We start from the raw sequence: 11,771 nt of genomic DNA, 5'->3' as shown, positions 1-11,771 counted from the left end.
TGGCACGAACTCGGCCGCAATGCCATACGGTTAGGTCCGAGCTTTTCTGAGCGCATCCGAAATCTCATCGCGGGCGACGCCGATCAGGCGCTCCATCGCGCTGCGGGCCTCGTCGGGACGGCGCATGCGGATAGCTTCCAGTACGTCCTGGTGCATCGCGATCGCCTGTTCATGCGATTGGCTGGCGCGGTTGGTCAGTCGGAAGCTGGCGAGCAGTGCTGCCCGGATGGCGGTGGCGAATTGCAGATAGACCCAATTGCCGCTCGCCCGGATGATCGCTGTGTGGAATTCGAGATCGGCGCGGCTCCAGGCCTCGTTGTCGCGGGCATTGGCCTCCACCATCTCTTCGAAGGCCTTCGATATGCGGAAGAGGTGATGAGCATTGGCGTTAGCGGCGGCCTGGGCAGCGGCCGCCGGTTCCAGCAATTGCCGGGCCTCGATCAGCGAGACGTGAAAACGGTCGTCATTGCCGAGCCGCAGGGTGGCGTCGAGGACGAGCGGATCGAGATAGTTCCAGTTTTCCCGCGGCAGTACGGTGGTGCCGGCGCGGGTGCGCGAGCGGATCATGCCGAGCGCCGCCAGATATTGCATGGCCTCACGCAGACTGGTGCGGCTAACACCGAATTGCTCGGTCAGTTCCGCCTCGTTCGGCAGCGTCGACCCTTCGACCATTTCGCCGGAGATGATCTTGTCGATGAAGCGTTGCAGCAGGGCTTCGCGGACGCTGCGCTTGCCGCTCTCCGTAAGCCCGGGCATCGCCTTGGTCAATTTATCCCCCGTTTTGCCGCTGGCCATGCCGTCTCCCTGATTGTTCCCCATCCTGCCCCTCCTGCAATCGCCAAAGCAATCACCAAGCGCAGCCATCCCCAGGCGACTGTATATAAATCCTACCTATGTTGACAATAAATATGATGAAATCTACCGTCCCCGCTAAGTTGGCCAATGCGAACGGAGGCGAGTGGCTGGACATGACGGTGGTGGAGCTCAGGGGCAGCAGCCTCACAGCTCGGCTTTCGACACGTGGCGGCATCGTGCTCGGCCTCTGGTGGGAGCGGGGCGGCGGACGTGCACCATTGTTGCGCGAAGCATCGTCGGATGACGCCGACGCGCTCTATTCCGGTTGCTATCCGCTTGTTCCCTTCGGCAACAGGGTCAAGGGCAATCGCTTTACCTTCCGCGGCAAGGACTATGCATTCGAGCCCAACACGCCTTGGGATCCGCACTATCTGCATGGCGAGGGCTGGCAATCGGAATGGACTATTCTGAGCCAAAATGGCGACGAAGCGGAACTTGGCTTCTCGCATGAAGGCCGTGGCACGCCTTACGCCTATGAAGCACGGCAGCGATTCATCATTCATGACGATCGTTTCGACATGCATCTCCAAGTCAGAAACCTTGGACCGGAGGCACTTCCTTTCGGCTTGGGTTGGCATCCCTACTTTCCCATGACGCCGGCCACCACGCTCAAGGCGACGGCCCGGCTGTTCTGGACGGAAGTGGGGGGCTGGCTGCCGGGGGACGCCGTGGACATTCCCGACGACCTGGATTTCGCAACGGCACGCGGCTTGCCGCATCGCTGGATCAACAACGGCTTCGAGGGATGGGACGGCTTTGCCGAAGTCGCCTGGCCCGAGCATGGGGTGCGCCTTAGTCTTACGGCCGACGAGCGGCTTAGGCACTATTTCATCTTCGTTTCCGATGCCGTCTTCGATCCGGGCTTCCAACGCGACTATTTCTGTTTCGAGCCGATGTCGCATCTGGCGAACGGCCATAACCTGCCTGATCTCGGTGATCTCACCGTACTGGAACCGGGCGAGGGGATGGCAGTCAGCCTGCAATTGCGTCCGGAAGCAATTGCCTAGCGACCCCATTTCAAGAAAGGACACTCATGACCGACCGTCTTTCCGCCAAGCGCATCCTGATCACCGGCGCGGCGCAGGGCATAGGCCTGGCGATCGCCAAGGCCTGTGTCGCGGAAGGTGCGCGGCTGTTCCTCATCGACATGGACGGCCCGTTGCTGGCGCGGGAGGCAGAGGCGCTGAAGGCAGCGGGTGCGGTACTCGGCTATGCCGCGGCCGACATTACCGACGTCGCAAAGATCGAATCTATCGTGGAGCAGGCGGGCACTGAGATCGGCCGGCTCAATGCGCTGATCAACAACGCCGGGGTCAACGTTTTCTCCGAGCCGCTGGCAACGACCGATGAGGAGTGGCAGCGCTGTTTCGATATCAATCTCAAGGGTGCCTGGAATTGCTGCAGGGCGGTGCTGCCGGGCATCATTGAAGAGAGTGGCGGTGCCATCCTCAACATTGCATCCACCCATGCCTTCACCATCATCCCGCATACGTTTCCCTATCCGCTTGCCAAACATGCGCTGCTCGGCATGACGAAATCGCTGGGGCTCGAATATGCGGCAAAGGGCGTCAGGGTGAATGCGCTGGCGCCGGGCTATGTCTCGACGCAGAAGGTCATCGACTATTGGAACAGCTTTGACGACCCCGAAGCCGCCAGGGCGGAGACGATGCGGCTGCATCCAGGCGGCCGTATCGCAACGCCGGAAGAGATCGCGCTCGCCGCCGTCTTCATGATTTCCGATGAGTGCCCGTTCATGAATGCCGCCAGCCTGACTATCGACGGCGGCTTGAGCGTGCAGCAGCATCCTTGATTTCGAGACGCTGCGGTGCAAAAGGTCGCAGCCGTCTTATCTGCCCGGATAAGGCTTGATATTTAGATGACGATTATCATCTTACAATTGTCATTCCATCTTGCTATCTGCTTCTGACGGGCGCACCTCCCGGCGCCCTGGCATCATCAAGGAATACCCATGACACAGTCTTTTGTGATTAGCGGCGATTTGCTGATCGGCGCGGATTCGACCGGCGACAACAAATCCGTGCGCGCCATCAACCCGGCGACCGGCGCGAACCTGGAACCAGCATTTGCGATTGCGAGTGAGGCGGACGTTGCTCGCGCCTGCGAGCTGGCAGGCAAGGCATTCGATACCTATCGCGCCACCAGCCCGGAAGCTCGCGCGACCTTCCTGGAAACGATCGCAACCAACATCATGGAGATCGGCGATGCGCTGATCGAACGCGCGAGCGAAGAGACCGGGCTGCCGGCTGCCCGCCTGCAGGGAGAGCGCGCCCGCACCGTCGGCCAACTCCGGCTGTTTGCGCAAGTTGTTCGTTCCGGCGAATGGCTGGACCTGCGTGTCGATCCGGCCTTGCCTGATCGCAAGCCGCTGCCGCGTCCGGATCTGCGCCTGCGCCAGATTCCGCTCGGCCCCGTCGCCGTCTTCGGCGCCAGCAACTTCCCGCTCGCGTTCTCGGTTGCCGGTGGTGATACCGCTTCGGCGCTGGCGGCCGGTTGCCCTGTTGTCGTCAAGGGCCATCTTGCCCATCCGGGTACCGGTGAACTGGTCGGCCGCGCCATTCGCGCCGCCGTCGTCGCTTGCGGTCTGCCGGAAGGCACCTTCTCGCTGCTGACCGGCGCGAATGAGACCGGTGCCGCGCTGGTGCGCAATCCGCATATCAAGGCGGTCGGCTTTACCGGCTCGCGCGGTGGCGGACTGGCGCTCGGTGCCATCGCGGCGGCCCGGCCGGAGCCGATTCCGGTCTATGCCGAAATGAGCAGCGTCAACCCGGTCTTCCTGTTCCCGGCAGCCCTTGCGGCTCGCGCCGAAGCGATCGGTACAGGTTTTGTCGGTTCGCTGACGATGGGCGCCGGTCAGTTCTGCACCAATCCCGGCCTGCTTTTTGCCATCGATAGTCCCGATCTCGACCGTTTCGTTGCTACGGCCAGTGCCGCGCTTACCGGCAGCGTGCCGGCGCCGATGCTGACGCCCGGCATCCATGCCGCCTTCGATAATGGCGTTGCAGCCCTTGCCGGCCATGAAGCCGTAAAGACGATCGCACGCGGCGCCCCGGCTGAAGGCGTCAACCGCAGCCCCGGCGCCTTCTTCGAGACGGATGTCGAGGAATTCCTTGCTGACGAGCGGCTAGGCCATGAGGTTTTCGGTGCGAGCGGCCTGCTCGTGCGATGCAAGGACATTGACCAGATGATTGCTGTTGCCGAAAAGCTCGAGGGCCAGCTCACCGCGACCGTGCAGGTCGATGCGGGCGATTACACGATTGCCGCCAAGCTGCTGCCGGTGCTGGAGCGCAAAGTCGGGCGCATCCTCGCCAACGGTTGGCCGACCGGCGTCGAAGTCAGCCACGCCATGGTGCATGGCGGCCCGTTCCCGGCGACATCGGACAGCCGCACCACATCGGTCGGCACGCTCGCCATCCGCCGCTTCCTGCGGCCGGTGTCCTATCAGGACTTGCCGGAAGGCCTGCTGCCGGTGGAATTGCAGGACGAGGGTGTTAAGGGCCTGCCGCATCTGATGGATGGTGTGCGCAAGGGCAATTGACCGGATCCATCCGCCCTCGCCCTTCGACGGCCCGATGGGCCACCTCAGGGTGAGGGCTGATCTTTTCCGCCAAGCCCAGCCGAGTATGGGCAGCATCAGCATCTCGATTCAAGTGGGGGGCTCGTTCCGCCCTCATCCTGTGGCCGACCCTCGAAGGACGAGGGTCGGCCACAGCGTTACCCAAAGCAATGCCGCTACCCGAGGCGCCTTGAACCTCAAACCACCGCGTAGACGATCCCGGTGAATGAACCGGCATGATGCAGCAGCTCGCGTTCGCCGGCGCCGTCCAGGCTTGCCGAATAGAGGTTGCCGCCGATGTCGGTGAAGAACATGCGGTTGTTCGGCAGATCCAGCGACAGGCCGATGCCTTCGTCGAGGCCCTCGAGGATGACCTCGGAGGTCGCGGCAAGGTTGTCCATGCTGGCGCAGTTGACCGTATTGCCGCGCGGAAGATTGCCGCGGTCGGTCCAGTAGATGGTGCGCGTGGCAAGATCGAGTTCGAGGTCGATCGGTTCCGGCAGCTTGTCGAGCAGGGTCTCGATATCGCTACGTTTCGTTGCCGTCTCACCCTGGGGAATATTGACGCCGGCGCGGAAGATGCGTCCGAGACCGGCATTCGGCGGTCCCTTCTGCGTCCAGTAGATCTGCCCGCGCGGCAGGTCGAGCGCAATGCCGACGCACCAGCGTTCGATATCGGCGCTGTCGGCAGGGCTGTCGCCGTTTTGGACGAGAGTTTCGATGTCAGAGCCATCGATATTGGCGCGCATCACCCGCATGCCTTCGCGGTCGCACCAGTAAAGCTTGCCACCATCGCTGTCGATCTGGATCTGCTTCGGCGTTACCAGCGTGCTGCCCGGAGCAATCAGCGTCACATGATTGCTGCCGTCGCGATCGATGCGCTCGATCGAGCCGTCATGGGCATTGTAGTCGGTGCCCATTTCCGTCCAGTAAAGCCAGCCGTTTTCGCTGTCGACGAGGATACCGTCCGGGCTGCGGTTCGGTCGCTGGATGATCAGCTTGAGGTCGGTTCCGTCGATGGCGGTGGAGATTATTCGCCCATCGTTGATATCGAGGAAAAACAGCCGTTCGGTCTTTCCGGGAGAGGCGGCAGGCGTCCGTACTTCTGCTTCTGACATGAGAGCATCCTTTCAAGGTCGGATCTGCGGGTCGTCGCGGGAAGATGATGACATCGGTTGATGACAGCATCATTCGTCATTCCCGTTGAGGATCTGCTGCAGCGCAGCAAAGAATCAAGAGACTAGATGTCGCGGATTGCTGGTGGTCAGCATGAGTCGGCTTCTCTCATCGCGATCGGTGCAACATCGAACGCGGCTAATATCTGCGATTCCCGCCAACGTCCCGGCGTGAGGCCGACGGATTGCGAGAAAACGCGTGTCAGGTGGCTTTGATCGGAGAAACCACACATCAGCGCGATCTCGGCAAGCGGCGTCCCCCTCCGCATCAACTCCTTGGCGCGGTCGACGCGACGCTGCATCACCCAGCGATGCGGCGGGATGCCGGTGCTGCGGGCGAAGGCTCGGGCGAAATGGCTGGTGGAAAGGCCGCAGTCGCTGGCAAGCTGCGCCAGGGACAGATCCCGATCCAGCCGGGCATTGATCGTGTCGCGGGCGCGGCGCAACTGCCACGGCGTCAGCCCGCCGATCACAGCGGGTCGGGTCATCCGCATGCGGCCATAGCGTTGAGCGATATGAGCATTGAAAGCTTTGCCGACGTGATCGATGAATAATGCGCTCATCCGTTCCGGTTGCTCGACGGCCGGGATCAGGCAGGAAAACAGGTTTTCGATGACGGTGTCGCCGGAGGCGATGCCGGGTGCGAGCGGAAGTTCGACGATGCGGTCGGTGCCGAGCGTATCGGCAATCTGGTCGAAGGTCCGGCGTGACAGATAGATACTGGTCGTTTCCTCGCGTCGCGTCTGACTGGGCGGATCGAGGATCAGTCTGGCAAGCCCGATCGTACCGTGCGGGAAGGGAATGACGGGAACGAAACATTCGCCCAGCTTCACCCGGTCCAACGCGGGTTCCTGACGCTGCAGGCCGAGTACAAAACCGGGCTCGCCGGTGCGGCCCGCAACTGTCTCGGGACAGTCCAGGTTAATGCCGTTTTTGGAAAGCACGGCTTCGAACGCACTCGCTGGTGCGCTCAGCCTGAAATAGTCTTCGGACCCCGCACCATCAGGCATCGTTGCTACGCCCCACGCCTCACAACAGCCGGTCCCTCCGAGACCGATGCCAGCGACGACTACCAATTTTTGGGGCACTATCCTAGATAGTGCAGCGTAAAAACAGCAAGTTGAGTCCAAATGTGATATAAATATCCCGTTGCTAATATATGTCGTGTGTCAGCGCCTCACGTAGGGAAACGCTGACACACCCCAATTTATAAAGCGTGCCTTTTCAGTGGCTTAGGCGACCTTATAGCGTTCGGCCGGCTTGGTGCGCGACAGATTGGGCATCATGGCCTGGCGGGCGCTTTCGTAAGCATTCCACTCCGCAATCTCGGCAAGAGCAGGTACGGTCGCAAATTCGCCCTGGTCAAAACCGGCAAGTGCGGAGTCCACCAGATCTTCCGCCGACATGACGATTTCGTTCGGCAGATGCTCGACCGGCGTGCCGGCGATGCCCCAGAAATCCGTGGCGGTCGCGCCCGGCAGCACGACCTGGACCTTGACGTTCTTGTCGGCCAGCTCGTGCTTCAGCGACTGACTGAAGGCCAGGACGAAAGCCTTGCTGCCGCCATAGACGCCGTTGAGGACTTCAGGCGCTACGGCAACGATCGAGGCGATGTTGATGATGGCACCGCCGCCGCGGGCGACGAAACCTGGAACCGCCGCGTAGGTCAGCCGCGTCAATGCCGTGACGTTGAGGTTGATCATCTGTTCCATCTTGTCGATGTCGGAGGCGAGCAGCGGCGCGGTGCCGCCAACGCCGGCATTGTTGACCAACAGAGTAATGCTGGCGTCGTTGCGCAAGGTCTCTTCGACGCGAGCGAGATCGGCCTTTTCGTTGAGATCGGCTGCAATGATTTCAACCGTGCGGCCCGTTTCGGCGGTAAGGCGCTGGGCAAGCGCCGTCAGGCGATCGCGATTGCGGGCAACTAGGATCAGGTCATAGCCGCGCTTGGCAAGCCGGTGGGCATAGAGGGCGCCGATGCCGGTAGATGCGCCGGTGACAAGTGCGGTGCCTTTATGTTCGCTGGACATTGTTTGTCTCCTTCGTTTCGGTTCAGAGCGTCGGCATTCGCCGTTCGCTTGAGGAGATTTATAGTCCTGCTTGTTCGCGTCTCAAATGTCATATATACCACCTTTTAGGACATGATGGAGATTTTGGCCATGCAACGCGTCGCCTTTCTTTTGTTCCCCGGCTTTCAGGTCATGAGCCTGGCCGCAGCCTCGGTGTTTGAATTCGCCAACATCGAGGTGAAGGGGCCGATCTACGAGATGCTCTATATCTCCGAGACCGGCGGAAAAATCGTGAGCTCGCTCGGCTTGGCGGTGGAAACTCAGGCATTTGACAATCCGACGTTCGATACGCTGATCGTCAGCGGCGCGCCGCAGGAAGCCATGCCGACGGAAAAGGAGCGGCTGTTCATGCGGGAGGCGTTGACGCATTCGCGACGTCTGGCCTCCATTTGCACGGGCACCTATTTCCTCGCCCATGCGGGCCTGCTCGATGGGCGACGGGCGACGACGCATTGGATCGTGGCCCGCGATATCCAGAAGCGGTTTCCCAAGATCAAGATGGACGAGGACCGCATCTTCATCATCGACGGTTCGATCTGGACCTCCGCAGGCATGACGGCCGGCGTCGATCTCGCTTTGGCCATGGTGGAGAAGGATCACGGTATCGATTTGGCGCGTGCCGTAGCGAAGAAACTCGTCGTCTATCACCGCCGCGCCGGCGGCCAGTCGCAGTTTTCGGCACTTCTGGAGATGGACCCGAAATCTGACCGGATACAGAGCGCGCTTGCCTATGCCAAACGCAATCTGCGCGCGCCGCTATCGGTGGAACAGCTCGCCGAAGCCGCCCATTTGAGCCCCCGACAATTCAGCCGCGCTTTCCGTTCGGAGACAGGGCAGTCGCCGGCCAAGGCGGTGGAGAACCTGCGGGTCGAGGCGGCGCGGCTGATGATGGAGGAGGGGCGGCACTCGATCGACGTGGTGGCGCAGGAAACCGGCTTCGCCGACCGCGAACGCATGCGGCGCGCATTCCTGCGGGCTTTCGGGCAGCCGCCGCAGGCGATCCGGCGGAATGTGCAGCGAGCGGAGCTCTAGTATCGGTCAGTATTGTCTTGCAAAATCTGGTACTTAGCTAAAGCTAAGATGCTGATTTTGCTTTCTCGCCAGCCAAGGGCGAGATTAAATCCGGTGCAAACAGCTCGATCTCTTCGTCAAATCCCTTGAGCAGTCGGCTGCCGATCGAGATGCTCTGTTTATCGCTGAGCATCATTGCAAAATCCCGCGACATCAGCAGCGGCTCGCCGCTATCGCTGCAGACGCCCTGTATCCGGCTGACGAGATTGACGTCGGGGCCTATGACGGTGAAATCCAGGCGGCGGCCGGAGCCGATATTGCCGTAACTGACTTCGCCGTAGTGCAGTGCGATACCGGCCTGCAGGCGGGCATCGAGGAAATGCAGCTTTTCGAGGCGGGCGAGGATGGTTTTAGCGGCGGTGAGTGCGGCATCGCTTGAACGGGTCGCGTCATAGCCGGGAAAGACCGCGAGAACGGCGTCCCCCATGAATTTCAGCACTTCGCCGCCTTCGCGGGTAATTGCTGGCACGACCGCATCGAAATAGACGTTCAGCAGTTCCAGCACGCGTTCGCCGGCCAGGCGATTGGAAAGCTCGGTGAAACCGCGCAGGTCGCAGAGCATGAGCGCGGCCTCCATGGTTTCGATCTCGCCCTTGCGAATGTGGCCGGCGAGAATGCGTTGCGCCGTCATCGGACCGATATAGGTGTCGAGAAGGCTGAGCTCGACCTGCCGCAGCGTCCGGATCTCGCAGGCATTACGCAGAGATGGCATGATGCGTTCGATCACCTGCCGCTCCGAAGCGGTGAAGCCGCCCGGACGTTTGGTGCCGAAAGAGGCGGCGCTGACCGGGCCGTCGGCATTGCAGAGCGGGACGATCATCAATTCCACCAGATCACGGCCGGCGAATATGTCGAGCTGTTCCCATTGGTCGCTGTCGTCGTCCCGGCCGGCGATGACGATATCGCGGATATTCATAGCCTTCCATAGTGCGCTGTGCAGGAATGTCTGGGTGATCGTCCCGTGCTCGCGGTCCCGGATCTGTACCGGTTCATTCGGCGACCAGGCGACGGAGCGGCCGACGATCTCCGGATGCAGGGTCATGAGATGCAAGGTCAGCCGGTCGACCGGAAGGCCGAGCCTTCTGAGACGGCGGCCAAGGCCGAAGGTCAGGCTGGCCTCATCCAGCGCGTGGGCCTCGTCGCCCGAGAGCCATTCGATGAGAGCGAGGATGGCGGCCGGGCTGATGGCGCCCGGCTCGGAGACCGGATGCTCGATATCGAGAAGATCAGACAATGAGTTTGCTGCTTGGGAAGTTGCAGGCTCGCGGGTTTTGACGGTGGTCATGATCGTATCTCCGGAGGCGAGGGAGGGAGCGGCGCTTAGTGGGCGCCGCCGCCTTCGATATGGCCGGGTTTCTTGAGAAAAAGGCTGGCGATGAGCGCGGCGACGAGTGCGATGCCGAGCAGATAGAAGGTATCGCTATAGGCCATGATATTGGCCTGTTGCCGCAGGCGCAGTGCTACGGCGATGATCGCCTTGTGCTGGGCGGTCGCAACGTCGGAGATGCCGTGGTTCATGAAGTAGGTGGTCAGCTGCGCAATGCGGGTGCGGGTGGCTTCATCGAAGACCGAGACGGAGTCCGTCAGGATGTTCGAATGGAACTGCTCGCGCTTCTGGGCGAAGGTCTGCAGCATGGCGATGCCGACGGCGCCGCCGAGGTTGCGCATCATGTTGAAGAGCGACGAGGCGGAACCGGCATTTTCCTGTTCGATGCCCGAGGTGGCGATGGCCGACAGCGGCGTGAAAACAAGGGCCTGACCGATGGCACGGACGATATTCGGCCAAAACAGTTGGTCGCTGGCGTAGTTCGCGGTCATGTAGATGTTCATGAAGTTCGAGGCGGCGAAGAGGGCGAAGCCGACGACGATCATGATGCGAAGGTCGACACGCTTCATCAGACGTGGAACCAGCGGGATCAATAATAGCTGCGGGATGCCGGTCCAGGCGAGCACCATGCCGATCTGCTCGGAATTATAGCCCTGGATGCGGGTCAGATAGATCGGCAGGATGAAGACCGAACCATAGAGCGCGATGCCGAGCAGGAAGTTGGCGACGATACCGAAACCGAAGTTGCGGCGTACCAGTAGGCGCAGGTTCAGGAGCGGATGGGCGGCGCGCAGCTCGATGATCAGAAAGAGGGTCAGCGAGACAGCAGCGATGACCGACAGGCGGACGATGAAGGGCGAGCCGAACCAATCGTCCTTATTGCCTTCTTCCAAGACGGTCTGCAGCGAGGCAAGGCCGATCGCCATGGTGATGATGCCGGGCCAGTCACCCTTGGCCAGCAGGCCGAGGTTCATCGGCGCGCGATCGAGCGAGGCCCAGAGCATGCCGACCATAACCGCACCGGGGACGAGGTTGACGTAGAAGATATATTCCCAGCCCCAATTTTCGGTGAGATAGCCGCCGATGGTCGGGCCGATGGCCGGTGCGAAGGTGGCCGACAGGGCGAAGAGGGCGAGGCCGATCGGCTGCTTGGCCTTGGGCAGCAGCGTGATGATGATGGTAAATGCCATCGGGATCAGCACGCCGCCGGAGAAGCCCTGGATGGCGCGCAGGATGATCATCTGCTGCAAATTGGCGGCAAAAGCGCAGGCAACTGAGAAGACGAGGAACAGGACTGCGTTGACCAGGAGATAGATGCGCACCGAGAAGACGCGCGCGAGCCAGCCGGTCAGAGGAATGACGACGATCTCAGCGATCAGGTAGGAAGTCGAAATCCAGCCGCCGTCGTCCGTGCCGGCACCGATCGCTCCCTGAATGTCGGCGAGGGAGGCGTTGACGATCTGGATGTTCAGGACCGCCATGAAGGCGCCGAGGGTGGAGCCGATGACGGCGGTCCACATCCTCAATGGGCTCATGGTAGCCGCGCCGCCGCCTGCGGGTGCGGGCTTTGCGGAGGAATTGCTGTTTGCGGCGATCTGAAGCGTAGCCATGACGTTTCTCCTCTGGCTCTCTGGAAGAGACAGTCTCATGTGGAGGTCCGAGTGATAATCGAGGAAGGAAGGGAAGGATCATCCAGTCTG

General features: G+C 61.4%; 10 protein-coding genes. 4 read left to right on the top strand and 6 right to left on the bottom strand.

Annotated elements, in window-relative coordinates; translation table 11 throughout:
- Positions 1-30: 30 nt before the first annotated feature.
- A complete protein-coding gene (locus PY649_RS23275) occupies positions 31-795 on the bottom strand; it encodes a FadR/GntR family transcriptional regulator (RefSeq protein ID WP_285871176.1) in 765 nt (254 codons plus the stop codon).
- Between the two features lie 116 nt (positions 796-911).
- Between PY649_RS23275 and PY649_RS23270 the strand changes: the two genes are divergently transcribed.
- The 3 genes from PY649_RS23270 (at position 912) to PY649_RS23260 (ending at position 4,411) form a co-directional block, all read left to right on the top strand.
- Complete coding sequence (locus PY649_RS23270; RefSeq protein ID WP_349644441.1) at positions 912-1,862, top strand: aldose 1-epimerase; 951 nt, start codon at positions 912-914, stop codon at positions 1,860-1,862.
- 26 nt (positions 1,863-1,888) lie between these two features.
- Positions 1,889-2,665, top strand: coding sequence for an SDR family oxidoreductase (locus PY649_RS23265; protein WP_285871112.1), 777 nt, complete (start codon positions 1,889-1,891; stop codon positions 2,663-2,665).
- A gap of 159 nt (positions 2,666-2,824) precedes the next feature.
- On the top strand, positions 2,825-4,411 hold the full coding sequence (locus PY649_RS23260) for an aldehyde dehydrogenase (NADP(+)) (protein WP_285871111.1): 1,587 nt from the start codon (positions 2,825-2,827) through the stop codon (positions 4,409-4,411).
- A 215-nt stretch (positions 4,412-4,626) separates the two neighbouring features.
- On the opposite strand, the gene PY649_RS23255 is transcribed toward PY649_RS23260, so the two are convergent.
- From PY649_RS23255 to PY649_RS23245, 3 genes are all read right to left on the bottom strand, one after another.
- Positions 4,627-5,547, bottom strand: a complete 921-nt coding sequence (locus PY649_RS23255) for an SMP-30/gluconolactonase/LRE family protein (RefSeq protein WP_285871110.1) — start codon at positions 5,545-5,547, stop codon at positions 4,627-4,629.
- A 146-nt stretch (positions 5,548-5,693) separates the two neighbouring features.
- Positions 5,694-6,614, bottom strand: a complete 921-nt coding sequence (locus tag PY649_RS23250) for an AraC family transcriptional regulator (protein ID WP_285871109.1) — start codon at positions 6,612-6,614, stop codon at positions 5,694-5,696.
- Between the two features lie 222 nt (positions 6,615-6,836).
- Positions 6,837-7,634: an SDR family NAD(P)-dependent oxidoreductase gene (locus PY649_RS23245; RefSeq protein WP_285871108.1), complete on the bottom strand. Its 798-nt coding sequence runs from the start codon at positions 7,632-7,634 to the stop codon at positions 6,837-6,839.
- A gap of 129 nt (positions 7,635-7,763) precedes the next feature.
- On the opposite strand from PY649_RS23245, the gene PY649_RS23240 reads away from it, so the two are divergent.
- Positions 7,764-8,705, top strand: coding sequence for a GlxA family transcriptional regulator (locus PY649_RS23240; RefSeq protein ID WP_285871107.1), 942 nt, complete (start codon positions 7,764-7,766; stop codon positions 8,703-8,705).
- Positions 8,706-8,748: 43 nt separating this feature from the next.
- Here PY649_RS23240 and PY649_RS23235 read toward each other — a convergent pair whose 3' ends face one another.
- Together PY649_RS23235 and PY649_RS23230 are read right to left on the bottom strand one after the other, a co-directional pair.
- Positions 8,749-10,029 (bottom strand): adenylate/guanylate cyclase domain-containing protein, encoded by a 1,281-nt coding sequence (locus PY649_RS23235; protein ID WP_285871106.1) that lies wholly within the window; start codon positions 10,027-10,029, stop codon positions 8,749-8,751.
- Positions 10,030-10,064: 35 nt separating this feature from the next.
- Positions 10,065-11,681, bottom strand: coding sequence for a DHA2 family efflux MFS transporter permease subunit (locus PY649_RS23230; protein WP_285871105.1), 1,617 nt, complete (start codon positions 11,679-11,681; stop codon positions 10,065-10,067).
- Positions 11,682-11,771 lie beyond the last annotated feature (90 nt).

It is taken from the genome of Rhizobium mayense (genome assembly GCF_030272705.1).
In the GTDB taxonomy this organism is placed as follows: domain Bacteria; phylum Pseudomonadota; class Alphaproteobacteria; order Rhizobiales; family Rhizobiaceae; genus Rhizobium; species Rhizobium mayense.
This window is presented reverse-complemented; position numbering and strand designations above follow the sequence as displayed.